The 26628-nt window shown below is 55.0% G+C and carries 31 protein-coding genes; 15 read left to right on the top strand and 16 right to left on the bottom strand.

Annotated features, from left to right (window positions below):
* Window position 1: 1 nt before the first annotated feature.
* The 8 genes from ACQG22_RS11015 to ACQG22_RS10980 are packed head-to-tail and all read right to left on the bottom strand — an operon-like array spanning window position 2 to window position 5874.
* Complete coding sequence (locus ACQG22_RS11015; RefSeq protein ID WP_058678958.1) at window positions 2-529, bottom strand: DUF3833 domain-containing protein; 528 nt, start codon at window positions 527-529, stop codon at window positions 2-4.
* Window positions 526-1050 carry a hypothetical protein gene (locus ACQG22_RS11010; RefSeq protein WP_214453000.1) on the bottom strand — a complete coding sequence of 175 codons (525 nt, stop codon included), beginning with the start codon at window positions 1048-1050 and terminating at the stop codon, window positions 526-528. Before ACQG22_RS11010 ends, ACQG22_RS11015 begins: the two co-directional genes overlap by 4 nt.
* Window positions 1047-1532, bottom strand: a complete 486-nt coding sequence (locus ACQG22_RS11005) for a DUF2878 domain-containing protein (protein ID WP_013096716.1) — start codon at window positions 1530-1532, stop codon at window positions 1047-1049. The genes ACQG22_RS11010 and ACQG22_RS11005 overlap by 4 nt, the downstream gene beginning before the upstream one ends.
* Window positions 1529-2749, bottom strand: a complete 1221-nt coding sequence (locus tag ACQG22_RS11000) for an SAM-dependent methyltransferase (protein ID WP_214452999.1) — start codon at window positions 2747-2749, stop codon at window positions 1529-1531. The genes ACQG22_RS11005 and ACQG22_RS11000 overlap by 4 nt, the downstream gene beginning before the upstream one ends.
* A complete protein-coding gene (locus ACQG22_RS10995; RefSeq protein WP_020688133.1) occupies window positions 2746-3468 on the bottom strand; it encodes a DUF1365 domain-containing protein in 723 nt (240 codons plus the stop codon). Before ACQG22_RS10995 ends, ACQG22_RS11000 begins: the two co-directional genes overlap by 4 nt.
* Window positions 3465-4727 carry an NAD(P)/FAD-dependent oxidoreductase gene (locus ACQG22_RS10990; protein WP_058660706.1) on the bottom strand — a complete coding sequence of 421 codons (1263 nt, stop codon included), beginning with the start codon at window positions 4725-4727 and terminating at the stop codon, window positions 3465-3467. Before ACQG22_RS10990 ends, ACQG22_RS10995 begins: the two co-directional genes overlap by 4 nt.
* Window positions 4724-5443 (bottom strand): SDR family NAD(P)-dependent oxidoreductase, encoded by a 720-nt coding sequence (locus ACQG22_RS10985; protein ID WP_284954073.1) that lies wholly within the window; start codon window positions 5441-5443, stop codon window positions 4724-4726. The genes ACQG22_RS10990 and ACQG22_RS10985 overlap by 4 nt, the downstream gene beginning before the upstream one ends.
* Window positions 5440-5874, bottom strand: coding sequence for a nuclear transport factor 2 family protein (locus ACQG22_RS10980; protein WP_013096721.1), 435 nt, complete (start codon window positions 5872-5874; stop codon window positions 5440-5442). The genes ACQG22_RS10985 and ACQG22_RS10980 overlap by 4 nt, the downstream gene beginning before the upstream one ends.
* A 258-nt stretch (window positions 5875-6132) precedes the next feature.
* Here ACQG22_RS10980 and ACQG22_RS10975 point away from each other — a divergent pair, with 258 nt between their 5' ends.
* From ACQG22_RS10975 to ACQG22_RS10960, 4 genes are all read left to right on the top strand, one after another.
* Window positions 6133-6330 (top strand): hypothetical protein, encoded by a 198-nt coding sequence (locus ACQG22_RS10975; RefSeq protein WP_013096722.1) that lies wholly within the window; start codon window positions 6133-6135, stop codon window positions 6328-6330.
* 1 nt (window position 6331) lies between these two features.
* On the top strand, window positions 6332-7102 hold the full coding sequence (locus tag ACQG22_RS10970) for a hypothetical protein (protein WP_038980562.1): 771 nt from the start codon (window positions 6332-6334) through the stop codon (window positions 7100-7102).
* A 63-nt stretch (window positions 7103-7165) separates the two neighbouring features.
* Window positions 7166-7759 carry a TetR/AcrR family transcriptional regulator gene (locus tag ACQG22_RS10965; protein WP_038419347.1) on the top strand — a complete coding sequence of 198 codons (594 nt, stop codon included), beginning with the start codon at window positions 7166-7168 and terminating at the stop codon, window positions 7757-7759.
* Between the two features lie 74 nt (window positions 7760-7833).
* Window positions 7834-8430, top strand: a complete 597-nt coding sequence (locus tag ACQG22_RS10960; protein WP_094915781.1) for an NAD(P)H-dependent oxidoreductase — start codon at window positions 7834-7836, stop codon at window positions 8428-8430.
* A 50-nt stretch (window positions 8431-8480) separates the two neighbouring features.
* Here the strand turns inward: ACQG22_RS10960 and ACQG22_RS10955 are convergent, their stop codons facing one another.
* Window positions 8481-9059, bottom strand: coding sequence for a TetR/AcrR family transcriptional regulator (locus ACQG22_RS10955; protein WP_023620834.1), 579 nt, complete (start codon window positions 9057-9059; stop codon window positions 8481-8483).
* Between the two features lie 103 nt (window positions 9060-9162).
* Here ACQG22_RS10955 and ACQG22_RS10950 point away from each other — a divergent pair, with 103 nt between their 5' ends.
* The 6 genes from ACQG22_RS10950 to ACQG22_RS10925 all read left to right on the top strand — a co-directional run bounded on the left by ACQG22_RS10950 (window position 9163) and on the right by ACQG22_RS10925 (window position 16883).
* The gene (locus ACQG22_RS10950; RefSeq protein WP_013096727.1) at window positions 9163-9630 is read left to right on the top strand and encodes a DUF1348 family protein; all 468 of its coding nucleotides are present in this window, start codon (window positions 9163-9165) and stop codon (window positions 9628-9630) included.
* A gap of 152 nt (window positions 9631-9782) precedes the next feature.
* Window positions 9783-10397, top strand: coding sequence for a TetR/AcrR family transcriptional regulator (locus tag ACQG22_RS10945; protein WP_014831802.1), 615 nt, complete (start codon window positions 9783-9785; stop codon window positions 10395-10397).
* Window positions 10398-10471: 74 nt separating this feature from the next.
* The gene (locus ACQG22_RS10940) at window positions 10472-11578 is read left to right on the top strand and encodes an efflux RND transporter periplasmic adaptor subunit (RefSeq protein WP_038980557.1); all 1107 of its coding nucleotides are present in this window, start codon (window positions 10472-10474) and stop codon (window positions 11576-11578) included.
* A complete protein-coding gene (locus tag ACQG22_RS10935) occupies window positions 11575-14646 on the top strand; it encodes an efflux RND transporter permease subunit (RefSeq protein ID WP_038980552.1) in 3072 nt (1023 codons plus the stop codon). The genes ACQG22_RS10940 and ACQG22_RS10935 overlap by 4 nt, the downstream gene beginning before the upstream one ends.
* Window positions 14647-14889: 243 nt before the next feature.
* Window positions 14890-15828, top strand: a complete 939-nt coding sequence (locus tag ACQG22_RS10930) for an omptin family outer membrane protease (RefSeq protein ID WP_038419343.1) — start codon at window positions 14890-14892, stop codon at window positions 15826-15828.
* Between the two features lie 584 nt (window positions 15829-16412).
* Window positions 16413-16883 (top strand): hypothetical protein, encoded by a 471-nt coding sequence (locus tag ACQG22_RS10925; RefSeq protein ID WP_102752561.1) that lies wholly within the window; start codon window positions 16413-16415, stop codon window positions 16881-16883.
* Window positions 16884-16929: 46 nt separating this feature from the next.
* Here ACQG22_RS10925 and ACQG22_RS10920 read toward each other — a convergent pair whose 3' ends face one another.
* Both ACQG22_RS10920 and ACQG22_RS10915 read right to left on the bottom strand, forming a co-directional pair.
* Complete coding sequence (locus ACQG22_RS10920) at window positions 16930-17853, bottom strand: LysR substrate-binding domain-containing protein (RefSeq protein WP_369706508.1); 924 nt, start codon at window positions 17851-17853, stop codon at window positions 16930-16932.
* Between the two features lie 37 nt (window positions 17854-17890).
* On the bottom strand, window positions 17891-18793 hold the full coding sequence (locus ACQG22_RS10915) for a LysR substrate-binding domain-containing protein (protein ID WP_102752563.1): 903 nt from the start codon (window positions 18791-18793) through the stop codon (window positions 17891-17893).
* Between the two features lie 134 nt (window positions 18794-18927).
* Between ACQG22_RS10915 and ACQG22_RS10910 the strand changes: the two genes are divergently transcribed.
* Together ACQG22_RS10910 and ACQG22_RS10905 are read left to right on the top strand one after the other, a co-directional pair.
* On the top strand, window positions 18928-19470 hold the full coding sequence (locus ACQG22_RS10910) for a sugar ABC transporter (RefSeq protein ID WP_097533524.1): 543 nt from the start codon (window positions 18928-18930) through the stop codon (window positions 19468-19470).
* The gene (locus tag ACQG22_RS10905) at window positions 19467-20306 is read left to right on the top strand and encodes an MBL fold metallo-hydrolase (RefSeq protein WP_148791169.1); all 840 of its coding nucleotides are present in this window, start codon (window positions 19467-19469) and stop codon (window positions 20304-20306) included. The genes ACQG22_RS10910 and ACQG22_RS10905 overlap by 4 nt, the downstream gene beginning before the upstream one ends.
* A gap of 24 nt (window positions 20307-20330) precedes the next feature.
* Here ACQG22_RS10905 and ACQG22_RS10900 read toward each other — a convergent pair whose 3' ends face one another.
* The 3 genes from ACQG22_RS10900 to ACQG22_RS10890 all read right to left on the bottom strand — a co-directional run bounded on the left by ACQG22_RS10900 (window position 20331) and on the right by ACQG22_RS10890 (window position 22645).
* Entirely contained in the window at window positions 20331-20834 is a 504-nt protein-coding gene (locus tag ACQG22_RS10900) for a DUF523 domain-containing protein (RefSeq protein WP_161657494.1), read from the bottom strand.
* Between the two features lie 123 nt (window positions 20835-20957).
* The gene (locus ACQG22_RS10895; protein WP_248047997.1) at window positions 20958-21701 is read right to left on the bottom strand and encodes an SDR family oxidoreductase; all 744 of its coding nucleotides are present in this window, start codon (window positions 21699-21701) and stop codon (window positions 20958-20960) included.
* 155 nt (window positions 21702-21856) lie between these two features.
* Complete coding sequence (locus ACQG22_RS10890; RefSeq protein WP_185868254.1) at window positions 21857-22645, bottom strand: phosphotransferase; 789 nt, start codon at window positions 22643-22645, stop codon at window positions 21857-21859.
* Between the two features lie 145 nt (window positions 22646-22790).
* On the opposite strand from ACQG22_RS10890, the gene ACQG22_RS10885 reads away from it, so the two are divergent.
* Complete coding sequence (locus ACQG22_RS10885; RefSeq protein WP_369706509.1) at window positions 22791-23201, top strand: ASCH domain-containing protein; 411 nt, start codon at window positions 22791-22793, stop codon at window positions 23199-23201.
* 122 nt (window positions 23202-23323) lie between these two features.
* Here ACQG22_RS10885 and ACQG22_RS10880 read toward each other — a convergent pair whose 3' ends face one another.
* A complete protein-coding gene (locus ACQG22_RS10880) occupies window positions 23324-23635 on the bottom strand; it encodes a YebG family protein (protein WP_038419338.1) in 312 nt (103 codons plus the stop codon).
* Window positions 23636-23873: 238 nt separating this feature from the next.
* Between ACQG22_RS10880 and ACQG22_RS10875 the strand changes: the two genes are divergently transcribed.
* Window positions 23874-24704, top strand: coding sequence for an alpha/beta fold hydrolase (locus ACQG22_RS10875; RefSeq protein ID WP_020688164.1), 831 nt, complete (start codon window positions 23874-23876; stop codon window positions 24702-24704).
* Window positions 24705-24752: 48 nt separating this feature from the next.
* On the opposite strand, the gene ACQG22_RS10870 is transcribed toward ACQG22_RS10875, so the two are convergent.
* Window positions 24753-25115 (bottom strand): helix-turn-helix domain-containing protein, encoded by a 363-nt coding sequence (locus ACQG22_RS10870; protein ID WP_114518762.1) that lies wholly within the window; start codon window positions 25113-25115, stop codon window positions 24753-24755.
* Window positions 25116-25449: 334 nt separating this feature from the next.
* Between ACQG22_RS10870 and ACQG22_RS10865 the strand changes: the two genes are divergently transcribed.
* Window positions 25450-26625, top strand: coding sequence for an efflux RND transporter periplasmic adaptor subunit (locus ACQG22_RS10865; protein WP_020688166.1), 1176 nt, complete (start codon window positions 25450-25452; stop codon window positions 26623-26625).
* The last annotated feature ends 3 nt before the right edge of the window (window positions 26626-26628 follow it).

Genomic DNA, 26628 nt, shown 5'->3' with positions numbered 1-26628 from the left:
GTTACGCCTTGCGGGTAAAGAACAGCGTCACCGTGGCAACGGTGACGCCAAATTTCTTCATCTCGGTTTTATTAAACAGGTGTGTACCATCCTGCAGGTACATCCAGTCGTCGAAGTGCAGCAGCCAGGTGCTGCCGTTGGCCTTCACGTTCATGCTGTACCGCCAGTTGAAGGCATTGCCCGCCGCCTGCCCCGTCGCCACGCCGTCAATATCGCCCGCCGTGCCCTCATAACGATCGGTCGCCACGCGGCGGATATGCCATACCCGCTGCTGTTTTTCACCATCGTCGTAGACAAAATGTTCATTCAGCGTCAGCGTGTCGCCAATCACGTCCCCGGCAATCTCCACGTGGAAGCGGCGGAGCTGCTTCCCGCTGCGATCCTGCACCATCCCCCACGCTTCCGTTTTGCCCTGAAAATAGTGGAATATATCAAGCCGCGGCTGCTGCTGGCGGTACTCCGTCACGTCCGTGCTGCAGCCTGCCAGCAACATCGTCACACCCAGCGCCATGATCAAAAAACGTTTCATTGTTGTCCTCCGATTAACTGCTGACGCAGCTCAGGGTATTGCGTGCGGGGATCAAGCCAGATCCCCAGAAAACGGGTGCTGAACGCTTGCGACTGAGGCGGCCCCAGAGGTCTGAAAGTGCCCGATGCGCCAGGCGCGCGGTACCAGAACTGTCCCTGCTTATCGTTAAGCACGAACGCCAGCTGCGCCCCCGGCCCTACATCCGGCCACAGCGAGGCAAGCATTCGCAGCCAGGCTTCGCTCTGCGGTTCTTGCTGCAAAACCCCCTGTGCTCGCCACTGGTCGCGGGTTGCCTCGACCAGGTCTTCACTGTCGATGTCACGCGCGTAGGTGATAATGAGCGCCTGATCCTGCATCTTGCCGGTGTAGCGCCCTTCAGGGGTGCGCAACTGGGAGGTATAAACGGTGAAAGGCCCCCAGGTCAGCGTGGCATCCCCCACCTTGCGCCAGCCAAGCCAGTCGGTTGCCTGGGCGAAAGGCGTCAGGGTGATGAGCCAGAGGAACAGGAGTGCGGCTCTCATTGTTGCCTCCCTGTCAGCAGGTGGTAAAACAGCATCAGCACCAGCCAGCCCGGCACCATCCAGCTGACGACAATAAAGGTTGGCTCCAGAAAGGCGATGGCACCGAGCCGCTCACCGATAAGATACGCCACCGGACCGCCCACGGAAGCCAGCAGCATCAGCATCCAGCCGGGTAACGTTGTGGTGCGGGTGAGCTGCGTCCAGACGGTGGCAAACATCAGCCACAGCGCCACCATCCACACGGGCATCAGCGATTCACCGGTGAAGGCGATCAGCCCCGTCAGCGCCCAGAGTGCATCCAGCAGAGTGCCCGCGAGTGCCAGCAGAATGGCATAAACGCGGTGTGCAGGCGGCAACATCAGGCAGGCGAAGATCGCCAGCACGCACCAGATAATCAGGCCACGCTCGCGAAACAGCACCACCAGCGTCCAGTAGAGATCGAACGCGATAGCCAGGGCGAAAACCTGCACGTAACGTTTCATACGCGCTCGGCGGTCAGTTGCACCACGCTGATGGTGCGGGCGTTAAACCCGGCTTCGCAGTAGCCAAAGTAATAGAGCCACATCCGACGAAACCGCTCATCAAATCCCAGTTTTTCAATCTCCTGCCAGGCATGGAGAAAGCGCTGACGCCAGTGCGCCAGCGTGCGCGCGTAGTCCGGCCCCATATCAAACAGGTTGCGCACCACAAAATCGGTGTGGCGCGTCATCAGCGCATTCATCGCCGTTATGCTCGGCAAAAAGCCGCCGGGGAAGATATACCGCTGAATAAAATCCACGCTTTTGCTGTAGTCGCGATACCGCTGATCCTGAATGGTGATGGCCTGAATCGCCATGCGCCCACCCGGACGCAGACGCGCCTGACAGGTGCGGAAGAACGTTGGCAGATAGCGTTGCCCGACGGCTTCAATCATCTCAATCGACACCAGCTTGTCATACTCGCCGGTTAAATCGCGATAGTCGCAGAGCAACACCTCAACGCGGTCCTGCAGACCGGCCCGGGCAATCCGCTCTGTCGCCCAGCGATACTGCTCCTGCGACAGCGTGGTAGTGGTCACCCGGCAGCCGTAGTGACGGGCCGCGTATTCCGCCATCGCCCCCCAGCCGGTGCCAATCTCCAGCAGATGATCGCTGGGGTTCAGCGCCAGCTGTTCGCACAGACGCGCCATTTTCGCCCGCTGCGCGTCGCTAAGATCCTGCTCCTCCCCGCTAAACAGCGCGCTGGAATAGAGCAACTCCTTGTCCAAAAAATGGGCATAAAACGCGTTACCCAGATCGTAATGTGCCGCAATGTTTTCCCGCGCCTGCGCCCGGGAGTTGCGCCGCGTCCAGTGGCGAAGCCGCTCCAGCGGTCTGCCAAGCAGGCGGAACCCTTTTTCGAGCCGCCCCAGTACCTGGCTGTTTAGCGCAAGCAGTTGCAGAAGCGGCGTGAGCTGCGTGGTTTCCCATTCGCCGTCCATCCAGGCTTCCGCCGCGGCCAGACTGCCCCCGGTCAGGACGCGCCAGTAGACGCCCGGGCTGAGTATCTCAACGTCGGCATGCAGCGCGGCAGACAGCTCACCGAAATGAAAGGTCTGCGCCCCTTCACGCAGCATGAGCGAGCCGCCACGAAGGCCGCTCAGCACGCGAAAGAGCAGCCAGCGCGCGACGCGAACGTTGCGCGGGATATCGGGTTCAAGCGCAAAGACAGGATCGGTCATGAGCGTTCACTCCTGCTGACAGGATGGTTATACAGAGGCACACGCTTAAGCCACAGCCGCAGCGCCTGCCAGTAAATCGCGAAAACGGTTTTGAGCGTCATCAGCGGAATACGCAGCAACAGCCCACGCAGTGCCGGACGGGTCAGCGGCGCGCGGCGAAGCGCCAGCGTGGCATCAAATACCTTTGACGCCTGATGATTTTCAATGTGCATATGCAGCGTGTTATCCGGGTTGTTGAAGCGCCAGTGGTAAATCATGTCCATGGGGTTAAACGGAGAAACGTGAAAGGCTTTCTCCGTGGGCTGGGCGTGCTGACCATTGACGGCGTAATAATGTCGTTCGTTCCAGGGCGTATTGCGCACTTCGGCCAGCACCCAGCGCAGCGTCTCTGCCGGGTCATAGCAGTAGTAAAAATTGACGGGATTAAAATGAAAGCCGAAGTAGCGCAGCTGCGTCAGGAGCATCACCCGCCCCTCAGGACGTTCGCCGGTCAGGCTTTCCAGCCGATTCAGCACGTTCTCTTTAAGCGGCGAACCCAGCGGATAATCCGCATCATGGAACGATGCGGCGGCAAACCGGTTGCGCCGCACGCCAACGGTGGGCAACTTCTCCAGCTCGTCGAGATCGAGCCAGGCCATAAAGACGCCGTAGCTGAACTCATGCGTTTTCGGCTGGAGACGGCGGTGGCGTAATACGCCGTGATAGAGGCAACTGTTCATCGGTTTCCCTCCCCGGCTGTTATCGCATTGACGACGTCCAGCGCGCTGCGCACGCCATCTTCATGAAAACCGTTGTACCAGTACGCGCCGCAGAACCAGCTCCGCTGGTGACCGTTGATTTCGCTGCGGCGCGCCTGTGCCCGCCAGCTTTGCGGGTTAAACAGTGGATGTTCATACACAAAGCGCCGCAGCACGAAGCGTTCGTCCACTGGCGTTTCGGGGTTTAAGGTGACGCAGAACAGCGGGCTACCGGCGGGCAGCCCCTGCAAGATATTCATGTTGTACGTTACGCAGGCGCTGGCCTGATCCTGGTCGCTCAGGCGGTAGTTCCAGCTGGCCCAGGCGCGCTGACGCACCGGCAGCCAGCGCGGATCGCTGTGCAGCACCACCTCGTTACGTTGCCAGCCAATATCGCCCAGCACCTCCTGCTCAGCGGCGGAAGGTGCGTCGAGGATGGTCAGAGCCTGGGCTGAGTGACAGGCAAAAATCACCTGATCAAAACGGTGGCTCGATTCTTCAAGATGGAGGGTGACCCCCTGTGCATCACGGCTTACCCGCTGCACCGGCGCGTTGAGGTGCAGCGTGAGCCGGTCACCCAGCTGTGCCAGAATAGCGCGGATATACTCCCGTGAGCCGCCGGGCACCACGTACCACTGCGGGCGCTGAGTGATATCCAGCAGACCATGATTCTCAAAGAAGCGTAAAAAGAGCGGCAGCGGAAAACGTTTCATCTCCTGTAGCGACGACGACCAGATGGCCGCCCCCATAGGGAGAATATAATGACGCGCAAAGAACGGCGTAAAGCGATGCTGTTCCAGGAACGTTTGCAGCGTCGCGCCGGGGTCCACGACCTCTTTCAGCGCCTGTTTCGCCAGGCGGTTAAAACGGACAATCTCCCCAAGCAGACGCCAGAACGCCGGGTTCACCAGGTTACGACGTTGTGCAAAGAGCGTCGTCAGGGTGTGGCCGTTGTACTCCAGCCCACTTTGCGGATTGTGTACCGAGAAGCTCATCTGCGTTTTTTGCCCGCTGATGCCCAGCTCGCTAAGCAGCCCCATAAAGCGCGGATAGGTGCGGTCGTTGTAGACGATAAAACCGGTGTCGATGGCGTAGGTACCCTGTGGCGTCGGCACGTCAACCGTGGCGGTATGGCCGCCGGGGGTGGCACCGGCTTCAAACAGGGTGACCTCATGATGCCCGGCAAGCCGCCAGGCGCAGGTCAGCCCGGCGATGCCGCTGCCGATTATGGCGATCTTCATGAGCGCACCATCCTGCGCAGCAGTGCACGCTGTAAGAACGCTGGCAGCCCGGAAAGCAGCCGCAGCGTCAGACCAAATCCCGCTGGAAACGCGATGTTGTTTTTCCCTTTTTCCAGGCCACGGCGAATGGCTTTTACCGCCTCTTCAACGCTCACCCTGCCCGGCATGGCGAAATCATTTTTGCGGGTCAACGGGGTGTCGACAAAACCGGGCGATACCACGGTGACTGCAATCCCTTTTGGCTCCCAGTCGAGACGCAGGCTCTGCGCAAACCAGGTGAGCGCGGCTTTGGATGCGCCGTACGCTTCAGCGCGTGGAAACGTCAGCCAGTGAGCCATAGAGCTCACCAGCACCACGCGGTTACCGGCCACAAGCTGCGGCTGCAGCGCGGCGAGGCAATTGACAGGCCCCTGAAAGTTAGTTGTCATCACCCGCTCTACCAGCGCGGCGTCCACCACGCCATGTTCCAGATATTCGCAGGTTCCGGCACAGAGGATAGTCAGGTCGGCCGCGCAGCCCGTCAGCGCCTGGCGACAGGCGTCCCTGTCTGTCATATCGAACAGGCGTACCGTAATGTTTGAACTGTGCTGATGCAGGGCTTCCAGACGCGCCGGATCCCGCCCGCAGGCGATGACATGGTGACCGTCACGGGCAAAAGATTGCGCCAGCCCCGCCCCAATGCCTGAACTGGCGCCGGTGATCAGGACCGTCATCATGATTTCACCCTCCGCTTCACGCCGCGAACCGCCCAGCCAAGCAAAGGCAGATGTTCGTAGATCATCTCTCCGGCATCGTAGTAGTCCCGCTGGCGAATAATCCGATCCTTTTCCACGTCCACCACGGAGCAGCCAGGCAGTTCCAGAGGCTCGCCACCGGCAATGCGCGGGTGCGACCAGTGCATGACCCAGGTGACAACAAAGCGATGCTCGCCGATCAAAGGGGAATCAAGCGTGAAACGACAGTGTTCGACATTCGCCAGCAGATGGGTGAAATAGCGCTGCAGGGCGAACAGGCCGTTATGTTCACCAAACGGATCGATAAGCGTGGCATCGGGATGGTAAAGCCCCGCCAGCGCCGAGGGCGGCTGGGAATCCAGCGCGGTGTAGTAATCAACAAACCGACTGATGACGTCAGGCAAAAGGTTCATGGGTCACATCCTGGCGGTAAACAACGTAGCGTAAGCGCATAATTAAAACTTACACAATTCGAGTTATTTGTCCAAGTTTGTGCAGAAATATATTTTTATTATTTTAATTATCAGTTGGTTGGGTAAGTTACTTTCGTGCCAGTAGTTGAGGCGCAATAAGGGCTGACCGCCATCGGGCTACTTTTTCAGGTTAACCCTAAGGTAAATTCCCCCGTTCTCTTCCAGGCTTATTCTTTTTATTCATAAGGATGACATGCCATGAGACGTTTCTTTCTCTCCCTTTTCTCCAGCCCGGAATCGTTACTTCAGGTGATGAGTCAGCAGGAAATCATTGAAGCCGTTGAGGATGGCGACCGGATTATCATCGACCAGGATGGTAATGCCTCGGTGAACTATAAAAGCAACGAGGTACGCCAGGATTTTCTGCGCCACGTCAATGCGTTAAAGAGGGCGTAATATGGGAACGGCGATATTTATGGTGCTGATGGTCTGCGGGTACTGGTACACCAGCCGCGACCTCTCTACCCGCTTCAAAATCAAGCGATCCTTCGGCTGGGATGTCTATTTTCTGGTTGCCCTTTACGGCTCGATCTTCGTTCTGCAAGGTGTGATCGCCACCGGGCTGCTCTGGCTGCTGCTGCTCGCCCTCTCCGCGGCTGACAACACCTTCCACTTTACGTCAGAGCGTTATGCCGACTGGCAGATGGACTTTATGAACTGGAGTTTCCTGGGCATCCAGGCACCCGTAGTGGTGATGCTGGCCTTCGCCATCCTGTTTTGTCTTTACCGCTCAAACTGGGCGGGCAGCGCCCGACTGGACGGTGAAGGCAGGAAAAAGCTCTATAAGCGCCTGGCGCAGGCGAGCGGGATTGAACAACTGCTTTATCAGTGCATGGAGCAAGGCGAGCTGGCGCAGGTGACGCTACGGTCGGGGCGTATCTATGTCGGCATGATCCATACGGCGACGCTGGAATATGAGAAAACAGCCAATATCGTGCTTATTCCCATGCTGAGTGGCTATCGCGATCGCCAGACGATGAATTTTCGCATCGAAAATAACTACAGCAAATGGTATGACGGGCATGACATCACCCTCGACTCTGAGCCCAGAAGTGCGATGGATTTCAGAAAGGTGATTATGCTCAACCAGATTGAGAGCCTTGCGCTGTTCGACCCGGCAAGCGCCAGCGTGCTCGACATGGCTCAGCGGGAAAAAGCCGCGCAATGAGCTTCTCATCCGTTCAGTAAGGCATGTAAACTACCTTCAGTAGTTAACTGATTTGAGGAAAAGATGGTTGTTAAGCGCTTAAGAAAAGAAGAACGCCGCGCACAGCTGCTGGAAGTCGCGCGCGGAATTGTGCGCCAGCAAGGCACTGAGGCCCTTACGCTGGGTTTCCTGGCCGAGCGCGCCAACGTCACCAAACCCATTCCTTACGATCATTTTGGCGATCGTGAAGGGCTGCTGATGGCACTCTACCAGGACTTCAGCGACAGGCAGCTCAAGAAATTTCGCGAGACGTTGAACAGAGACAATAAAACGCTGGCACAGACGATCCGTTTTTTCAGCGCCGCGTATATCGACTGCGCGATCTCTGCGGGCCCCGAAACGGGCCCCATAGCGGCGGCTCTGTCCGGCTCGCGGGCGCTGCAGATTTTCCGCGAGGCCTGCGTGGCCGACTGCGCAGACTGCCTGCGGATGGCGCTTGCCCCTTTTATTGTGCTGCAAGGGGTAACAGGTGAAGCGGCCCTGACGGCCATTATTGGGGCCGCGGATGCGCTCAGTACGGCTGCCGGAAATGGGATCCTCGCGCGTAACGTTGCGGAAGAGATGCTCAGCGGCGCGATGACCGGCGTCCTCAATACCTATCTGGACAGCACAAAATGAGTGCCCTGCCAGATTGACAGTTAAGTTACCAATAGTAACATAGAGACATCTTCACTCACCCTGTTGAGGTCTCTATGTCTGCATCAAACGTCATCAATACTGCCCTGATCGTGACGGCTCACCCGGTCGAAAATTCGTTATCCCAATCCCTCGCGCAGCGAATTGCCGGGAAGTTACAGGAACAGGGTACGCAGGTTGAAATAGCCGATCTGCATGCCGAAGGTTTTTCCCCGACCATGATTCGTCCCGACCTTGACCTCTACCACGGCGATGTCAGCGCGCTGCCGGACGAGGTGCTGCGCGAGCAGCAGCGTGTCGAGCGCGCGGATATGCTGGTATTTGTCTTCCCGATTTACTGGTGGTCCGTTCCCGCCCTTCTGAAAGGCTGGTTTGATCGGGTGCTGACCGTGAACTGGGCCTATAAAGTGGCTGAAGATGGTCGCATCGTGGGTAATTTACGTGATGTGCCCGTGCGCCTGGTCGCAACGGCGGGCAGCGATCTGGCCGGGTTCGATAAGCACGGTTATTCCGGTGCCATTCAGACCCAGATTGTTGAAGGGGTGTTTGGCTTCTGTGGCCTTAAAAACGTGACGCTCGATATCCTCTATCAGGCCGATTCAGCCACTCCTCAGCAGGTGGACGAATTCCTGCAAAGCCTCACTAAGATCTGAATCGTACGGCGCAGCCATTCCGAGGTTTGGCTGCGCACGCAAAGCCGTAATTAGCGCGGTATCAGCGCTTCAAGTCCCCTTCGCAACTGACTGACCACCTCTTTGGTATCCATGCCCATTTGCGCATGTATGATGGCCCCGTCTATCAGCATTAAAATCTGCGTGTTAATAGCCTCATCGGCAATACCGGTGAGGGTGGCAATTTTTTCCCGGGTTTCAGATTTATGGTTGCGGCAAATGGCTTTTATTTCACTTTCATTGTCTTCTGATTTTGCTTCTGCGCTGGCATTAATAAACGCACAGCCATGAAACAACGGGGAAATAAACCACCCGTTAAGCGTTGCAGCTAATGCGTCCGATGCAGCCCGCCCCTCTTCGAGATATTGTCGAAGCGTGGTTTCAAACCAGGTAATCCACAGCTCGTGCCGATATTGCAGATAGGCAAGAATAAGCAAACTCTTACTCGGGAAATGGCGATAAAACGTCACTTTAGTCACTTTTGCCTGTTTGATAAGCGTATCAACGCCCGTTGCTCTGAACCCGGTGGAATAAAAGAGTTCGTGCGCGGTGAGTAATATTTTATCTCTGACGCTGACTTTTTGATCATTATTCGTAGTGAGAGTATTCACGCTTATCTGGCCTCAAACAGTGTGTTGACAGACGGTATTTACAGGCATAGATTAACGCAAGTAGACAGACCTGTCTACATACTATCAACCCGAGGTAGCCGAGATGAACACACGCCCCCCTTTACCGCCGTTTACCCGTGAAAGCGCCATAGAAAAAGTCAGGCTGGCAGAAGATGGCTGGAACAGCCGCGACCCGGCAAAAATCGCACTGGCCTATTCGCTGGACACGCAGTGGCGTAACCGTGCGGAGTTCGCCACGAATCGCGCGGAGGCGCAGGCGTTCCTTGAGCGGAAATGGAAGAAAGAGCTGGATTATCGCCTGATAAAAGAGCTTTGGGCATTTACCGACAACCGCATCGCCGTACGCTATGCCTATGAATGGCATGATGATTCAGGGAACTGGTTCCGCTCTTACGGCAATGAAAACTGGGAGTTCGAGCCGGACGGCCTCATGAAGCGGCGTTTTGCCTGCATCAACGATATGCCCATCAAGGAATCTGAACGGCTCTTTCACTGGCCGCTGGGCAGACGCCCGGACGATCACCCGTCCCTGAGCGATCTGGGGTTATAGGATCCTTCATCTCTCCGGGCTTCTGCAATAACTCCGGGCAAAGAGTGATACACTCAGGCTCACAGCACTGAAAAATACATGATTAAAAGAGTGACCAAATCACATGATGGTCACTCGTTGTCAACTGATGCCCGTCGCGCTAAGCTGAAACAATGACGAAAAATATGAACACCCCATCAACGCGTGGTCCCCTTGACCACTCTGTCCGCGAGCAAATCGTCGAAGCGGCTTTTGAGCACTTCGGCCATTACGGCTATGAAAAAACCACCGTGGCAGAACTGGCTAAATCCATCGGTTTTTCAAAAGCCTATATCTATAAATTTTTCGATTCCAAACAGGCAATTGGCGAGGTTATCTGCGCTAACCGCCTGGCGCTGATCATGACGGCGGTGGAAACAGCCATCGCCGACGCGCCGTCGGCCAGTGAAAAAATGCGCCGCCTTTTCCGGGCGTTAACCGAGGCTGGCAGCGAACTCTTTTTCCACGATCGTAAACTTTATGACATCGCCGCCGTTGCCGCGCGGGATAAGTGGCCGTCTACCGAGCGGTATACCGAGAGCCTGATGAAACTGATTGAAAGCATCATTGTTGAAGGCCGCCAAAGCGGGGAGTTCGAAAGAAAAACGCCCCTGGATGAGGTGACCTACGCTATATACATGGTGATGTGCCCTTTCATCAACCCCGTGCAGTTGCAATATAACCTCGAAACCGCCCCGACCGCAGCACTCCTCCTCCCTTCCCTGATTTTACGAAGCCTGGCCCCCTGATTTGTGACCATTGACTTTATTGGTCACTGGTCTGAGAATGCGGAAACCGTCCTTTGATACGATAAGGTTTCCCCATGCTCAGGCTTCATTCCGCCCGTTTTGCCGTTTGTCTCCTCCCTTTCGCCCTGGTGGCATGCGGTGATAACCCCGCCACCGACGATCCGCGCACCCAGCCACCGCTTGTCAGATCCGCTTCCGTTGAACCGGCGAACGATGCGTCCCGCGCGTTTACGGGTGTGGTCGTTGCCAGAACGCAAAGCGATCTCGGTTTCCGGGTTCAGGGCAAAATCCTTGAACGCCTTGTTGATACGGGGCAGACCGTTAAGCAGGGCCAGCCGTTAATGCGTCTGGATCCGGTTGACCTGAAGTTACAGGCACAAGCACAGCAGCAGGCGGTGGATGCCGCCCAGGCCCGGGCGAGAAAAGCCACCAGCGATGAGGCGCGCTATCGCGGCCTGGTGGCAACAGGTGCTGTCTCTGCCTCGGAGTATGACCAGATAAAAGCCGCGGCGGATGCCGCCAGAGCTGAACTCAGTGCCGCACGCGCTCAGGCCACCGTCGCGCAAAATGCGACCGGCTATGCCGTGCTGCTGGCCGATTCCGACGGCGTGGTCATGGAGACGCTTGCAGAACCCGGCCAGGTGGTCAGTGCGGGACAGGCGGTGATCAGACTGGCCCGCTCAGGGCAACGCGAGGCGCTCGTCCAGTTACCAGAGACATTGCGCCCTGCCGTCGGTAGTGAAGCGCTGGCAACGCGTTATGGCAGCGAGGCACAGCCTGTTACCGCGACACTGCGCCTGCTCTCTGATGCAGCCGATACCACCACCCGCACCTATGAAGCGCGCTATGTGCTGGAAGGCTCGCTGGCTAACGCGCCGCTGGGTGCGACCGTCACCCTGTATATTGAACAAAATGCTGAACGTCAGGTAATGCAGGTTCCGCTGGCGTCTCTGTACGATGCAGGCAAAGGGCCCGGCGTGTGGCGGATCTCCGCGCAGCCCGCAAAAGTGATGTGGCAGCCCGTCAACGTGCTGAGCGTGAGCGACGATGCCGCGCAGGTGACGGGCGGCGTCAAACCTGGCGAGAAAATTGTGGCGTTGGGCGCCCATCTTCTGCATGACGGTGAAGCTGTCCGTCTGGCTGAACAACGCGGTACGGCTCAGGCGGGGAGTCAGCCATGAGCGACGGACGCTTCAACCTCTCAGCGCTTGCCGTGCGCGAGCGTGCCATCACGCTGTTTCTGATTATTCTGGTGACGCTTGCCGGTATTTACGCCTTCTTTGGACTGGGACGGGCTGAAGATCCGCCCTTCACGGTAAAGCAAATGACGGTGATTACCGTCTGGCCCGGCGCAACCGCACAGGAAATGCAGGATCAGGTTGCTGAACCGCTGGAAAAACGGCTGCAGGAACTCAGGTGGTATGACCGCACCGAAACCTATACCCGCCCGGGCATGGCGTTTATCACCCTCTCCTTACAGGACATGACGCCCCCCTCCGAGGTGCAGGAAGAGTTCTATCAGGCGCGCAAAAAGCTTGGCGATGAGAGCAAAAATCTCCCGGCAGGTGTGATGGGCCCGATGATCAATGACGAGTTTGCGGATGTCACCTTTGCCCTCTTTGCGTTGAAGGCAAAGGGTGAACCGCAGCGTCTGCTGGTGCGTGATGCTGAAAGCCTGCGCCAGCAACTCCTGCACGTGCCTGGCGTCAAAAAAGTGAACATCATCGGCGAACAGGCCGAGCGGATTTATATCGCCCTCTCTCATGACCGTCTGGCGACGATGGGGCTGGCGCCGCAGGATATTTTCAACGCGCTGAACAGTCAGAACGTTCTCACGCCAGCAGGCTCCATAGAAACACAGGGTGCACAGATCTTTATTCGCCTTGATGGTGCTTTTGATACGTTGCAGAAGATCCGCGATACGCCGCTGGTCGCTCAGGGTAAAACGCTCAGGCTGTCTGATGTGGCAACGGTTGAACGCGGTTATGAAGATCCTCCGACTCTGCAGATCCGTAACCAGCGTGAACCGGCGCTGCTGTTAGGTATTGTGATGCGGGAGGGCTGGAACGGTCTGGCGCTGGGAAAAGCGCTGGATGCCGAAACGGCTAAGATCAACGAGAACCTGCCGCTGGGAATGACCCTGACCAAAGTCACCGATCAGTCCGTGAATATCCGCTCGTCGGTGGATGAATTTATGATCAAATTCTTCGTCGCCCTGCTTGTGGTGATGGTGGTGTGCTTTGTCAGCATGGGCTGGCGCGTGGGCGTGGTCGTCGCGGCGGCGGTTCCCCTGACGCTGGCAGTCGTCTTCGTGGTGATGGAGGCGGCGGGGATAAACTTTGACCGCGTAACGCTGGGCTCACTGATCCTTGCTCTGGGTTTACTGGTTGATGATGCCATTATCGCCATTGAAATGATGGTGGTGAAAATGGAGGAAGGCTACGACCGAATCAAAGCCTCCGCTTACGCCTGGAGCCATACCGCCGCCCCCATGCTGGCCGGTACCCTCGTGACGGCAATTGGCTTTATGCCAAACGGGTTCGCCCAGTCGACCGCCGGGGAATACACCAGCAATATGTTCTGGATTGTCGGCATCGCCCTGATTGCCTCCTGGCTGGTTGCGGTGGTGTTCACGCCCTATCTTGGCGTTAAGATCCTGCCAGATATCGCCAAAGTCGAAGGGGGCCATGCCGCCATCTATAACACCCCGCGCTATAACCGTTTTCGCCAGCTGCTGGCCCGGGTAATTGCCAGAAAGTGGATCGTGGCCGGTTCCGTGATCTTCATTTTTACCCTGGCCGTAGTGGGTATGGGACTGGTAAAAAAACAGTTTTTCCCTACGTCCGACCGCCCTGAAGTGCTGGTGGAAGTGCAGATGCCTTATGGCACCTCAATTGAGCAGACCAGCGCCGCAACGGCGAAAATCGAAGCGTGGTTAAAACAGCAGCCGGAAGCCAGCATCGTGACCGCCTACGTCGGGCAGGGTTCACCACGTTTTTACCTGGCCATGGCACCTGAATTACCCGATCCCTCTTTTGCGAAAATCGTGGTGATGACGGACAGCCAGACGTCACGCGAGGCGCTCAAGTTCCGGCTCCGGGAAGCGGTCGCCGGTGGACTTGCGCCGGAAGCGCGCGTGCGTGTCACACAACTGGTGTTTGGCCCCTACTCCCCCTTCCCGGTTGCCTGGCGTGTGATGGGGCCCGATGTCGATACGCTTCGCGACATCGCCGATAAGGTTAAAGGCGTTCTGCAGGCCAGCCCGATGATGAGAACCGTCAACACCGACTGGGGTTCACGGGTGCCCACACTCCATTTCACCCTCGATCAGAACCGTCTGCAGGCCACCGGCTTAACCTCAAATAGCGTGGCTCAGCAGCTCCAGTTCCTGTTATCGGGTGTACCGATTACCGCCGTGCGTGAAGATATTCGCGCTGTACAGGTTACAGGACGCGCTGCGGGCGATATTCGTCTTGATCCGGCGAAGATCGAAGGGTTTACCCTGGTTGGCAGTGCGGGACAGCGGGTGCCGCTGTCGCAAATCGGTCAGATTGAGGTCAAAATGGAAGACCCGCTCCTGCGTCGTCGCGACCGCACGCCCACCATTACCGTGCGCGGAGATATCGCCGACAATCTTCAGCCACCGGATGTGTCGGTGGCGATCATGAAACAGCTAAAACCGATTATTGATACGCTCCCGCCCGGATACCGCATTGAGATGGCAGGCTCAATTGAGGAATCAGGTAAAGCCACACAGGCCATGGTGCCGTTGTTCCCGATAATGATTGCCCTGACGTTACTGATCATCATTGTGCAGGTGCGATCTCTCTCGGCGATGGTGATGGTTTTTCTGACTGCCCCGCTGGGTCTGGTCGGCGTGGTTCCCACGCTGCTGCTGTTCAATCAACCTTTTGGGATCAATGCACTTGTCGGGTTGATTGCGCTTTCGGGCATTCTTATGCGAAATACATTGATCCTTATCGGGCAGATTACGCATAACCAGAAGGAAGGTCTCGCCCCGTTCGATGCGGTGGTCGAAGCGACCGTCCAGCGGGCACGGCCGGTGTTACTAACAGCCCTGGCCGCCGTGCTGGCATTCATACCGCTGACCCATTCCGTATTCTGGGGGACGCTGGCTTATACGCTGATTGGCGGGACGCTGGGCGGAACGATCATCACCCTGGTCTTCCTGCCGGCGATGTATGCGATCTGGTTCAGGATCCGGCCTGCGAGGAGCGTTTCAAATTAACGGGGAGAATGCGTTAAGTTTATTACATCCGGGAGTGCATTTTTAATTACCGACAGCTATTTTGCACCGACTCAATGTTTATTCATCCCACCTTTCGCCGCCTCACTGAGGCGGCCCAAAGTTAAATATCGCTCCCTACGTCAAATAATAAAAAAATACCAAAACTGGCAGTTGATTCTTATTTGTATGACTTTTAAGATTTGTCTGCAAGGCATTGATTAAATTTGATTTAGGGAAAATAAAATGACAAAAAACATTATTGCCGGAATGATGATGGCCGCGTTTTCAGGGGCAGTATATGCAGGATCCGCACAAGCCATACCGGATTTTTCACCGGAAAGTTTATCGGTTTCAGCCTCTGCCGGGATGCTGAGCGGAAAATCCCATGAAATGGTGTACGACGAAGTCACAGGAAGAAAAATCAGCCAGCTCGACTGGAAAATCAAAAATGTCGCCATTCTGAAAGGCGATATTTCCTGGGATGCTTATTCATTTTTGACACTGAACGCCCGCGGCTGGACGTCTCTGGCATCAGGCTCGGGTCATATGGATGACTACGACTGGATGAATGCAAAACAATCCTCCTGGACAGACCATTCATCCCATCCTGCGACCAACGTCAATTACGCCAATGAATACGATCTCAACGTTAAAGGCTGGATCTTCCAGGGCGATAACTATAAAGCTGGCGTAACCGCAGGTTATCAGGAAACGCGCTTCAGCTGGACGGCGACCGGTGGCTCTTATAATTATGATAACGGCACCAATACGGGCAACTTCCCGGCAGGTGAACGCGGTATTGGCTATAGCCAGCGCTTCTCCATGCCGTACATTGGCCTGGCGGGTCAGTACCGTTTCAATGATTTTGAATTCAATGCCCTGTTTAAATTCAGTGACTGGGTACGCGCGCACGACAACGACGAGCACTATATGCGCGATCTGACCTTCCGTGAGAAGACCTCTGATTCCCGCTATTACGGTGCGTCGGTTGACGCAGGCTATTACGTCACGCCGAACGCCAAAGTGTTCGCAGAATTTACCTATAGCAGTTACGAAGAAGGTAAAGGCGGTACGCAGATTATTGATACCAATACTGGCGAATCGGGCTCTATTGGCGGAGATGCTGCCGGTATTTCAAACCGCAACTATACCATTACCGCGGGTCTGCAATACCGCTTCTGATCCCGTTGTGGTTAATCAAGATCGGGTCCCTTACGGGCTGAGGGATCCCCATAAAATAATGCCTGCACGGAGGACCCCCTCTCCCTTGAGGGAGAGGGTTGGGGTGAGGGGGAACATATGGCTGTAGAGGTAATTCCGTTCACTTTATGTTCCTTGCTACTCTGTAACGGTATGACGTGTGAACGTGCCAGGGCGGCTCAATCGCCACCGCCCTGGCGACCCGGGCTCCCGGCGGTAAATCGCCGCTTCGCGGTGCCTTCGGCTTATTCCTTCCGGCTTATCGGGGACGGGCGGATGTAACGTCCCTGTAAAGCCGCCCTCTCGGCGCATCCATGCGCCTCGCCCCGGCCTGCAGGAAACGCCTCAGCGATTTACAGCCGGACCAGGGCGTCGCTGTAAGTCATTCATTTTGCTGAAGCAACATTCGTCGCTTCCGGTAAAAAATGACTGGGAATTCCTCAGCCTGACGGGCCTTTTTGTGATGTTGAGTTAAACTCACATTGATTCTCACTATTTGTCGTTTTTCAAACGCGACGTCCCTGAAATATCATCCTTCAAAATTGATAAATGTTCAGGGAGCAAACATGACGCTTGACGTTATATTTCATTTAATGAAGCTGGTCTCACTAGATGAATATTCATCCGGCGCCAATTTATCGGCACTGCTGGAATCGCTGTCAGCAGAAAAAGAGAACGATGTGACCCTTGCGGCCTTTGTGCATCGCCTTCACATTCTGTGTGCCGCTCACAACGACCCCATGCAAGCTGAAGCGTTGCTCGCCGCTAATCTGCCAAAAGAAGGTGAGCCCCTTCCCGTACTGGATTTTTCAGGATGGCCGCTGGTGCGTTACGCCCTTTCAGGTGAATTACAAACACCCGAGTCCGAGACGTACTTTCAGAACGTCACGTCGGCTGCCACTATATTGCGTGCAGCGATAGTAGATTCAGAGCGCGCAAACAATACGCCTGCGATCGCTATTCTCGATAAACTTCTCAACCTGAACGGTGCATTGCCGGAAAGGTATAAAAAAATGGCAAATATTCCTTACGCCTGAAGTTTATAGGGCAGGATACGCCCGCGGCATATCCTGCTTTTGATAACTACAGCCGATGCTCGTCGTATTCCAGACAGATGATATCAAGAGAAGGAATGACCGGGGCATGCAGGTCAAGCCAGTCCAGCAGACATTCAATACTCTTTTTCCTGAGTGAATTTTTCGGCCAGACAATATAATAACCGTCTCCGGTGGCGATGGCTTCTTTGAAAGGCAGCGCAAGCAGGCCGCTATTCAGCGCGTCAAGCGAAAGCAGCAGGTCGGCAATCGCGACGCCATGGCCGTTCATGGCGGCACTACTCCCCTGTTCAAGGGTGTCGAAAACCGTTCCGCGACTCATATCAAGCCCGGGGAATAACCCCGTTCTTCTCAGCCACCGCCGCCAGTCGCGTCTGTCCGGGGAAGGATGGATCAGATCGCACTGCGAAAGTTGCTCTCGGGCAGATTCCAGTAAAGCGGGGTTACAGACCGGAATAAGCCATTCACTGAAAAGCAATCGGCTCTCCGTTGACTCGCCAAAATGCCCGTTGCCCAGCAGGATCGCGCAATCATAAGGCTCTCGCGTGAAATCAACGGTATCGATGTCCATCCAGACGCTGGCTATTTCAACATTGGGTTTTTCATGATGTTCACGAAACGATCGCAGGACGTTAAGCAACCATCTCATGGTGAGCGTACTCGGTGCCTTCAGCCGCAACAGGTGGTTTTCACTTCTGAAAGCCCGACAGGCCCACTCTATGCTCCTGAACCCTTCGTGAAGCTGCCCGGCCAGAACACGCCCCGCCTCACTGATCTCCACTCTCGGCCCCTGCCGTTTGAACAGCTCACAGTCGAACCACATTTCAAGGGTGCGGACATGTCTGCTGACCGCGCCCGGCGTAATATTGAGCATTTCAGCGGCTTTACTGAAGGAGTTTACTCGCGCAGCGACTTCAAAGGCGCGCAGGGCATAGAGTGGTGGTAAGGACATAATTCCCCTTTACAGGATGGCGGCCGAAACCAGAGCTTCATCTTGAGTGACTGGCAGGCGTAGTGATTTCAGCCAGCAGCCAGCGTTCAAACGTCACTAACGCCGCGTCATTGATTCCCGTTTCCGCCGGTTTAATGAAACAGAATGTCTTAATTAACCTTTCTGAGGCAGGCCATGGCGAAACCAGCATGCCGCTGCGTAGTTCGTTTTCGATATACATGCGTGGTATCAATGCGACGCCGTGACCTGCCAGCACAGCAGCGATCGCCATTTCATGAAGATCGTAGCGTACGCCCTGAGACGGGTTATCAAGACTGATCCCGCTTTCCAGCGCATAGCGATGCCACGCATCCGGATTCTGCCGGCGATGGATCCGCGCAAGTGCATTGAGTTGCTCACCGTGTTCCTTATCCATTAACAGTGCAGGATGACACACCGGCACCAGTTTTTCCTCAAACAACGGCTGCAGTCGCATCCCGGCCCATGCGGGATGTTGAAAATGCACGACGGCATCAAAGCCGCTCCCGGGCAAAATAAACGGATCCGTTCTGGCCGCAAGATTGACTGAGATCTCAGGGAACTGCGAGGTAAAGCGGCTCAGGCGGGGAATGAGCCAGCGGCTGCAAAATGTCGGTAGCACGGCAATATCCAGACTCTGAGTCCCCTCCTGTATGCCCATGATGTCCTGAGTCTCCCTTTCGAGCCGCTCAAGGGTTTCACGTACATGATGAGCATAGCGCGCGCCAGCAGGATTTAGCTTTACGCGGCTCCCGGTACGGTCAAACAGTTTGCAGTTTAACAGCGATTCCAGACGTGCAATCTGGCGGCTAATCGCCCCTTCCGTCAGAAAGAGCTCCTCTGCAGCCCGGGCAAAATTACCGTGCCTGGCAGCGGCATCAAAAGCCTGCAGAGAGGCGCTACTGGGTATCTTTTTGCGCATTAAGCCTGGTCCTGATGCCACGCACATTCTGCGCAGTCGATGAGTTAATGTCACTGAACCATGACATAGTATCGATTTAACGCACGAAAAACAGCTTGTAGCATGATGAAAAGTCATTAAGCGAAGAGGTTGTGATGTTCTATATCGTGGAATGCTCGTATAACGATCCGCCAAGCGAAGCTGAGTGGAACGCGTTTTATAGTCAGGAGAAATTGCCCGCCCTTCTCTCCGTGACCGGATTTATGACGTCTCAGCGTTTTCGGGCCATCACGCCTGGCTGCCCGGTTTATCTTGCCCTGCATACCGTTACCAACGCGGATGTTTTGCACAGCGAAGAGTACCGTCTGAAAGGCGGCGGTAATTTTTCTCGCTGGCAGAGGTGCATAACTGACTGGCACCGTAATCTCTATGCCTGTGAAGATCCGGCGCCCGCTCTCTCCTGCGATCACATTTTGCTGTTAAGCACTCATCTCGTTAGTCCTGCCGGACACAGGGCCATCGACATGCAGGCCGTGGGGCTGGATTGTTCCCCGGAACGTCGCGTTGCGTGGGTGTTGCCTCGTGAAACTGCCATCCAGGCTTCGCCTCTTCCTGAGGTCTATCTCTACGAACCACTGACGCCGCAGTTGCAGCGTTCAGGCAACAATACGCAACCAGAACAGCGGAGTACGCGATGATTCAGTCCACCTTCCCGGTGCGCCAGATTGGCGATTTTGAGATTACCGCGCTCAGTGACGGCGTTCTGTCAGCTCGTCTCGATTTGCTCTCAGGAATAGAAAACGCAGCGGCAAACGAAATCCAGGAGCATGCAGGCGTCGCGGAACCCGGCGATATTCACATCAATGGCTACCTCATCCGGGGCCGGGGGAGAATTATTCTGGTTGACGCTGGCGCAGGTGGGGTGAACAACGTGGGGGGTGACCTTATCACCCATCTCGCCGCGGTTGGCGTGGTTCCTGACGAGGTGGATACCGTTTTATTAACGCACTGTCATCCGGACCATATTGGTGGTCTGCTGGATGCTGAACAGCGTCCTGTCTATCAACATGCAGATATTTTTCTTCACCCTCTGGAAGCGGAACACTGGTGGGACGATAACACGCTAAACAGTGCCGATGCGCGTACAGCGCGTAATTTCAGGCTCGTGCGCCAGACGTTACAGGCGTGTGGTCAACAGGTGCGTTTTTTCGATGAGAACAGTGTTGCCGAAGGGATCCTGCCGGTCTGGTTACCCGGCCACACGCCCGGACATACCGGGTTTCGCATTCACTCGCATGACAAGGACTTACTCATATGGGGAGATATTGTCCACTACCCGCATATACAGTCTGCCCTGCCGGAGGTTTGCATCGCCTTTGACGCGGATCCTGCACAGGCCGAAGCAACGCGTAAAGAGGTGCTGGAACGCGCGGTCAGGGAGAATCTGCTCGTTGCGGGAATGCATATCGGGCCACAAGGGTTTGCGCGCGTTCTCCGTGTGGGAAGTGGATATCGACTCTCTTACTCTGGTTAAGACGTCAGGCTTGTTCATTCGCGTTCAGCATACGGGCCTTTCTCTTTCGTCAATCCAGCGCATCAATTCCGGAAGCTGCGTTTCTGAGAATACCGCGATCCCATGTTCAGCGAGTAATGCTGCCGCGACACCCATCCCCGTGTTGCGCACGCCGCTAAAAGAACCATCATAGATATGCTGGCTCCCGCAGGTTGGGCTGCCATCCGTAAGCAGCGCAGCGCGACAGCCATGCTCCTGTGCGGTACGCAGCGCCAGCCAGGCGGCAAGCTGATAGTGCTCGGTGACATCCTGGCCCGTATTCTCAATGATTCTGGCCTGCCCGCGCATGACATCCCGACCGTCGGCCGACAAAATCTCTGCTGGTGGTCGGGGTACCGGCAACCCGGCAGCCAGTTCAGGGCAGTGGATCACTAACCGCTGCTCCGCTTGCCAGCGGGAGAGTTGCGCCATCGCCTTCGCTTTTTCGCTGCCGTTGTAACGCACCCTGAACCCCATCAGGCACGCACTGACCAGAATTTTATTTATCATCGCTTCCCTGTCGTGTAGATGATGAAAGTGAGGAAGTGTAACACGCTGCGGGTACTGGCGTGGATGGTGAAGGTTGGCTGTGTGCGCGACGTGCACGTACTTATCACATCAATGTCAATCAATTCAGCCCCTGCTAACCAGATCTTCGCGCGTTGGGCCTTGAAAATAGATGTGGCTGATATGGCAACTGCGAGGTTGCATCAGTACAAAACGAATGGTTTCCCAGACCGAGCGCCCGTTCAGCAGACCGTCCCCCATTCTGGATTGATCATCAAAAGCTGGCTCTAATCCGGTATTTTCGAAATCGGGTGGATACAGACCAGTAACACGTATGTTTTCTTGAGACATTTGCCGCGACAGTTTCGTTATAAACCCGCTCAGCCCATGTTTACTGGCGAAAAAAGCGGGATGCGCAATTGAATCGGTGAAATTCGGGATCCCACAGGAAGAGATAATCGAGATGATATCAGCGCTGGCTGAACGTCTTAATCCGGGCAGTAATGCCTGAGTCAAGAGAATCGAACCCGTCAGACCTGAACTGATGGTATTGATAATTTCTGTGTCTGGCTGATCGTCTAACCTTCCTGACAACCACTGAGCAGCATTGAGGATTAAAATGTCTACAGGCTTGTCTGACGTTAACAGCTGTGAAGAAAACTGAGAAATGGAATCAGGTTGGGTTAAATCACAGAGATACCCTTTTGCCATGCCGCCTTCAGCAGTGATGATGCTGCAGGTGTTTTGAATATCATCAGCGCGCCGCGCGCAAAAATCCACCTCGACACCTTCTCGTGCCAACCACACGCACAACGCCTGTCCAAATCCCCCGCCGCCGCCAGTAATGACGGCTCTTTTACCTCTCAGCATCTTCATGTCTCCGTTTGTAGTGAGTATGTGTTGGTGGAGATATAGCATGGGGAGGCGGAGCGACATCTTTCCGTTAGTGCCATTTACATGTAAGAAAGACAGGTAACATCGAATATCGTCTACTCAATATGTCGATGAAGCCTGAAGATGATCATTCATAGCATCGTGATGACATCATCTAACCAGCCAGGAAGATGTTCCCTGTACCAGTCGAGATATAAAGGAAAGTCTGCGTTTTGCCGCTCATTAAGTAGCACAATGACTTCGGTGACAATCCATGCTTTGGCAATGGCAATTTCTCTCGCTAACGCATTACGGTCATGATGGAAAGAGAACTGGCAATAGCGTTCAGCAATATCAGTAAACATTAGCTTCGAACCCATCCCTTTTATCAGAGGGGCAAGATCGATCGCAGGACTCCCTTTTCCAAATCGTTCCCAGTCGAAAAGAACCAAATCACCGTTTTCTCTTCTTCCCCAATTGCCAGCATTGCTATCGCCAGAGATTAGGCTTGGGTAAGCGAACAAAACATCACTACATTCCTGAAATAGCCGAAATTGCTGCGTACTTTTATCTGGTAACGCTAAAAGCATGAGGGACTTTTCGAGCGCCAGTTCTGACCACGAGTGGCTGTGGTAAATCCATTCAGAATTTGCGGGGAAACCATGCAAGCGTGCCAACATAGCGATGGCGTCGTCACCTGCGACATCGTTTTGTTCAACCTTTTCAGGAATATATTCCAGTATTAACTTGCGTAAAGGGGCATCAGCGGAAAAGAGCATTGGGGTAACAATGCCAGCCTGATTAAGCTCCGTTGCAGCGTACTGATAAAAGCTGTACTCCACCTCTCCGACAGGACATTTTTCAATCACATTATGCCCGCAGTCACTTACACTCAGCATCACTTTAGCGGTGCCCATTTTGGATAAATCCGTAGCAGACATGCACTGTCTCTTATGAATGAGTTGGGACGGTGGCGCTGAGAATCCGCCTGAAGCAAGACGCTAACGTTGTATGCTCAGCAAAACTAGACATTTTTATTATATCGTAATCATTATTCATCAGACCTGCATATAAAAAGGGCTTGTCATGTTTACGGTTGAGAAATTAAAAGTGAAGTACCCAGGCGCCGGTGCCTGGCAAATGGGCGACAGCCCGGAACTGGCCAGCGAGCTTGCAGACCTGATTAAAAAAGGGATCAAAACCGCTTCCTGCAGATCTTTTGCCTTTTATCAGCAGGAGGAGTCTGCCCCGCGGATCGGGAGTTATAACATTATTCTTGATGGCCAGAATGTTCCGGTCTGTGTAACCCGGCTGGTTTCAATGCGACTGGTGCGTTTTTGTGATGTGACCGAGGCGTTTGCCCGTAAAGAAGGTGAAGGCGATTTAAGCCTTGAATACTGGCAGAAAGAGCATCAGCGATTTTTCACCCGAGAAGGTCATTTTTCTGAAGATATGGAGTTGATCGCAGAAGAATTTGAAGTGGTTGAGGTGCTGTGAAATGAGAGAAAATTAATCGCCCGGGCCAGGACGTAGCAGTCAGGGTATGAAAGGCGCCACCGGCGCCCTGGTGTAAGACGTATTGCAGTACCTCGACTGTTTTTCCACCGTAAATGTCCCTGTCAGGCAGCTTTCACGGCTCGGATTTTTTTACTGCCAGCCTCATCAGATTCTGTTTTGTCGGTTACAGCGTTGAGATCGGGCAGTTTGCTGGTACGCAGGATATGCTGCACGGCCTCTTTCTGCTCGGCGAGATACAGCCCCAGATCTTCAGCCTGCGTTTCGTCCATCTGCAGTCCGCTTTGCAGCAGCCAGTCGGTGAACGCGTCTGCCATGTCGAGCAGTTTGTCGTGCGCGTCAGCCTCTTTCTTACTGGCAAATGTCATTTTCTCTTCACCTTTTCTTACAACAACATATTTTGTTTCAACCGCCATGATGCGCCCCTTTCACTGTATTTATATACAGTATAACCCTTCACGGTGTAGGTTGCAGCTAAAATTTATTTTCTGTACGTCCCCCTTACCGCTGCCCCACTCTGCCCGCCTGTGGGTGAGCCTTAACCCAGACGGCCAGCGTATGAACTACACTTCTTAATTCGCGGCGGAGTCGGGCCGTATACCGCATTTCATTTCTGCCTTTCATGCAATCTGTCTATCTGAGTGGAGAATAATCATGGGTTATGTAACAACTCGCGATGGCGTCAATATCTACTACAAGGACTGGGGTCCAAAAGACGGGAAAGTGATCTTTTTCCATCACGGCTGGCCGCTAAGCAGTGATGACTGGGACGCCCAGATGCTGTTCTTCGTCAATAAAGGATTTCGCGTTGTGGCCCATGACCGTCGCGGTCATGGTCGTTCAGATCAGGTGTGGGACGGCCATGATATGGATCACTACGCTGACGATGTGGCCGCCGTTGTGGAACATCTTGGCGTACAGGGTGCGATGCATGTCGGGCATTCAACCGGCGGCGGTGAGGTGGTGCGTTATATCGCCCGGCACGGTGAAGACAAAGTTTCCAAAGCCGTACTGATCAGTGCTGTACCGCCCCTGATGGTGAAGACGGAGAGTAATCCTCAGGGTACGCCAAAGTCAGTGTTTGATGATTTTCAGGCCCAGTTGGCGGCGAATCGTCCTCAGTTTTATTATGACGTGCCCGCGGGACCGTTCTATGGATTTAATCGCCCGGGGGCGAAGCCTTCCGAAGCGGTCATCTATAACTGGTACCGTCAGGGGATGATGGGAAGCGCCAAGGCGCATTACGATGGGATTGTGGCCTTCTCGCAGACTGACTTCACGGAAGACCTTAAAGGGATATCCATCCCTGTTCTGGTCATCCATGGGGATGACGATCAGGTGGTGCCGTATGCAGATTCCGGCGCGATGTCAGTCAAGCTGGTCCAAAACGGAACCCTGCATACCTATAAAGGCGCGCCTCACGGTATCCCAACGACACATGCCGATCAGGTCAATGCCGATCTTCTCGCCTTTATAAACAGTTAACCCCGCACATTACCCCCTCAGGCGGGAGCAAAACGGTTCCCGCCCAGGCTAGGGGGATGTTCGGCATAGATGCCGCGTTTTCGGGCTGACAATGCTGCGACGCCATGCCCCCGGCGCCTGACCATACTGACGCTTAAAGCTGCGGTTGAAAGACTGCTGGGAGTCAAAGCCCAACGCAATCGCCACGTTCAGGATCGGCTCATCGCTATGGGTTAACCGCTCCATCGATTTTTGAAGTTTCTGCGCACGGATATACTCGGCAATAGGATAACCCGTGTGTTCTTTGAAGATCCGCTGAAGATGCCATTTTGAATAGCCTGCACGCTTTGATACGGTCTCAATATCCAGACGACTATCCAGGTTGTTGTCGATCCAGTCGAGCAGATCGTGAATAAATGCGCCAGTGTCCATCTTCTCCCCCACACGCCACGTAGTAAAAAGCACCTTTGTTTGTTGCATTTAAAGATGGCCCGATTTGATGTTAAATGCAAGTTTTATTGTTGCATTTAAATCCCTGCCGAAAACGCGCCTTTTTCCCCGGCCTCAAATAGCACATAAAGTGCAACAATTATTCTTGCACTAAATTTAGCGCCTACCTACAATCGCCGCGATAGTGTATTCACAATTGTTACAGTTTTGTGGCGATGAACGACACAAATGGCCTTAAGCCAGCCCGGACAAAGGAAGTGGCGCGGCGTCCCCCGTTGCGTCTTGCCCGGCGGCTACAACTACCGGAATAAAAATAATGAGCCTGCAAAAAACCTGGGGTAATTTTCATCTGAACGCGTTGGGCGCGGTGTTACTCTCCGCCCTGCTCGTCGGGTGTGACGAGGGTGTCGCGCAAAATGCCGCGCCACAAGCGCCCACCGTCAGCGCCGCTGACGTGGTCGTCAAATCCATTAGCCAGTGGGATAGCTTTAATGGCCGGATCGAAGCGGTGGAAAGCGTACAGCTCCGCCCTCGCGTCTCCGGCTACATTGATAAAGTGAATTACACCGACGGTCAGGAGGTCAAAAAAGGCCAGGTATTGTTCACGATCGATGACAGAACCTATCGCGCCACGCTGGAACAGGCGCAGGCAGCGCTGGCAAGAGCCAAAACGCAGGCCAGCCTGGCGCAAAGCGAGGCAAACCGTACCGATAAACTGGTCAATACCCATCTGGTATCCCGTGAAGAGTGGGAGCAGCGCCGCGCTGCTGCCGTCCAGGCCCAGGCCGACATTCGCGCCGCACAGGCGGCGGTGGATGCCGCGCAACTGAACCTGGATTTCACTAAAGTGACCGCCCCTATCGACGGGCGCGCCAGCCGCGCGTTGATCACCAGCGGGAACCTCGTTACCGCCGGTGACAGCGCCAGCGTGCTCACCACGCTGGTCTCGCAGAAGACGGTTTACGTCTACTTTGACGTGGATGAGTCAACTTACCTTCACTATCAAAAACTCGCCCTCAGCGGGCAAGGTGCCGCCAGCAATCACCAGGCGCTACCGGTTGAGATTGGGCTGGTGGGCGAGGACGGCTATCCCCATCAGGGCAAAGTCGATTTTCTTGATAATCAGTTAACACCCAGTACCGGCACCATCCGCATGCGCGCGCTGCTGGATAACACACAGCGTCAGTTCACGCCGGGACTGTTTGCCCGCGTCCGCCTGCCGGGCAGCGCGGAGTTCCAGGCCACGCTTATCGACGACAAAGCGGTGCTGACCGATCAGGATCGTAAGTATGTCTATGTCGTTGATAAAGAGAGTAAAGCGCAGCGTCGTGATATTACGCCAGGGCGTCTGGCCGACGGTTTACGTATCGTCCAGCAGGGGCTGAAGCCTGGCGATAAAGTCATCGTCGACGGTTTACAAAAAGTGTTTATGCCGGGCATGCCGGTAAACGCGAAAACCGTTGCCATGACCACCCGCGCCGCCCTTAACTGATCC

Origin of the sequence: Enterobacter cloacae complex sp. 309I3 (assembly GCF_050031595.1) — a bacterium.
GTDB lineage: Bacteria > Pseudomonadota > Gammaproteobacteria > Enterobacterales > Enterobacteriaceae > Enterobacter > Enterobacter cloacae.
The sequence above is the reverse complement of the archived record's forward strand: the minus strand, read 5'-3'. Positions and strand labels throughout refer to the sequence as shown.

Bases quoted from the DNA above. Each gene is read 5' to 3' on its own strand.
- ACQG22_RS11005 (WP_013096716.1), bottom strand. From the start codon at position 1,532: ATGAAACGTTACGTGCAGGTTTTCGCCCTGGCTATCGCGTTCGATCTC.
- ACQG22_RS11000 (WP_214452999.1), bottom strand. From the start codon at position 2,749: ATGACCGATCCTGTCTTTGCGCTTGAACCCGATATCCCGCGCAACGTT.
- ACQG22_RS10980 (WP_013096721.1), bottom strand. From the start codon at position 5,874: ATGAACCTTTTGCCTGACGTCATCAGTCGGTTTGTTGATTACTACACC.
- ACQG22_RS11010 (WP_214453000.1), bottom strand. From the start codon at position 1,050: ATGAGAGCCGCACTCCTGTTCCTCTGGCTCATCACCCTGACGCCTTTC.
- ACQG22_RS10890 (WP_185868254.1), bottom strand. From the start codon at position 22,645: ATGTCTGCTACGGATTTATCCAAAATGGGCACCGCTAAAGTGATGCTG.
- ACQG22_RS10895 (WP_248047997.1), bottom strand. From the start codon at position 21,701: ATGCTGAGAGGTAAAAGAGCCGTCATTACTGGCGGCGGCGGGGGATTT.
- ACQG22_RS10930 (WP_038419343.1), top strand. From the start codon at position 14,890: ATGACAAAAAACATTATTGCCGGAATGATGATGGCCGCGTTTTCAGGG.
- ACQG22_RS10910 (WP_097533524.1), top strand. From the start codon at position 18,928: ATGTTCTATATCGTGGAATGCTCGTATAACGATCCGCCAAGCGAAGCT.
- ACQG22_RS10950 (WP_013096727.1), top strand. From the start codon at position 9,163: ATGAACACACGCCCCCCTTTACCGCCGTTTACCCGTGAAAGCGCCATA.
- ACQG22_RS10920 (WP_369706508.1), bottom strand. From the start codon at position 17,853: ATGTCCTTACCACCACTCTATGCCCTGCGCGCCTTTGAAGTCGCTGCG.
- ACQG22_RS10905 (WP_148791169.1), top strand. From the start codon at position 19,467: ATGATTCAGTCCACCTTCCCGGTGCGCCAGATTGGCGATTTTGAGATT.
- ACQG22_RS10885 (WP_369706509.1), top strand. From the start codon at position 22,791: ATGTTTACGGTTGAGAAATTAAAAGTGAAGTACCCAGGCGCCGGTGCC.
- ACQG22_RS10935 (WP_038980552.1), top strand. From the start codon at position 11,575: ATGAGCGACGGACGCTTCAACCTCTCAGCGCTTGCCGTGCGCGAGCGT.
- ACQG22_RS10985 (WP_284954073.1), bottom strand. From the start codon at position 5,443: ATGATGACGGTCCTGATCACCGGCGCCAGTTCAGGCATTGGGGCGGGG.
- ACQG22_RS10975 (WP_013096722.1), top strand. From the start codon at position 6,133: ATGAGACGTTTCTTTCTCTCCCTTTTCTCCAGCCCGGAATCGTTACTT.
- ACQG22_RS10990 (WP_058660706.1), bottom strand. From the start codon at position 4,727: ATGAAGATCGCCATAATCGGCAGCGGCATCGCCGGGCTGACCTGCGCC.
- ACQG22_RS10925 (WP_102752561.1), top strand. From the start codon at position 16,413: ATGACGCTTGACGTTATATTTCATTTAATGAAGCTGGTCTCACTAGAT.
- ACQG22_RS10970 (WP_038980562.1), top strand. From the start codon at position 6,332: ATGGGAACGGCGATATTTATGGTGCTGATGGTCTGCGGGTACTGGTAC.
- ACQG22_RS10870 (WP_114518762.1), bottom strand. From the start codon at position 25,115: ATGGACACTGGCGCATTTATTCACGATCTGCTCGACTGGATCGACAAC.
- ACQG22_RS10915 (WP_102752563.1), bottom strand. From the start codon at position 18,793: ATGCGCAAAAAGATACCCAGTAGCGCCTCTCTGCAGGCTTTTGATGCC.
- ACQG22_RS10880 (WP_038419338.1), bottom strand. From the start codon at position 23,635: ATGGCGGTTGAAACAAAATATGTTGTTGTAAGAAAAGGTGAAGAGAAA.
- ACQG22_RS10875 (WP_020688164.1), top strand. From the start codon at position 23,874: ATGGGTTATGTAACAACTCGCGATGGCGTCAATATCTACTACAAGGAC.
- ACQG22_RS10865 (WP_020688166.1), top strand. From the start codon at position 25,450: ATGAGCCTGCAAAAAACCTGGGGTAATTTTCATCTGAACGCGTTGGGC.
- ACQG22_RS10995 (WP_020688133.1), bottom strand. From the start codon at position 3,468: ATGAACAGTTGCCTCTATCACGGCGTATTACGCCACCGCCGTCTCCAG.
- ACQG22_RS11015 (WP_058678958.1), bottom strand. From the start codon at position 529: ATGAAACGTTTTTTGATCATGGCGCTGGGTGTGACGATGTTGCTGGCA.
- ACQG22_RS10945 (WP_014831802.1), top strand. From the start codon at position 9,783: ATGACGAAAAATATGAACACCCCATCAACGCGTGGTCCCCTTGACCAC.
- ACQG22_RS10960 (WP_094915781.1), top strand. From the start codon at position 7,834: ATGTCTGCATCAAACGTCATCAATACTGCCCTGATCGTGACGGCTCAC.
- ACQG22_RS10900 (WP_161657494.1), bottom strand. From the start codon at position 20,834: ATGATAAATAAAATTCTGGTCAGTGCGTGCCTGATGGGGTTCAGGGTG.
- ACQG22_RS10965 (WP_038419347.1), top strand. From the start codon at position 7,166: ATGGTTGTTAAGCGCTTAAGAAAAGAAGAACGCCGCGCACAGCTGCTG.
- ACQG22_RS10940 (WP_038980557.1), top strand. From the start codon at position 10,472: ATGCTCAGGCTTCATTCCGCCCGTTTTGCCGTTTGTCTCCTCCCTTTC.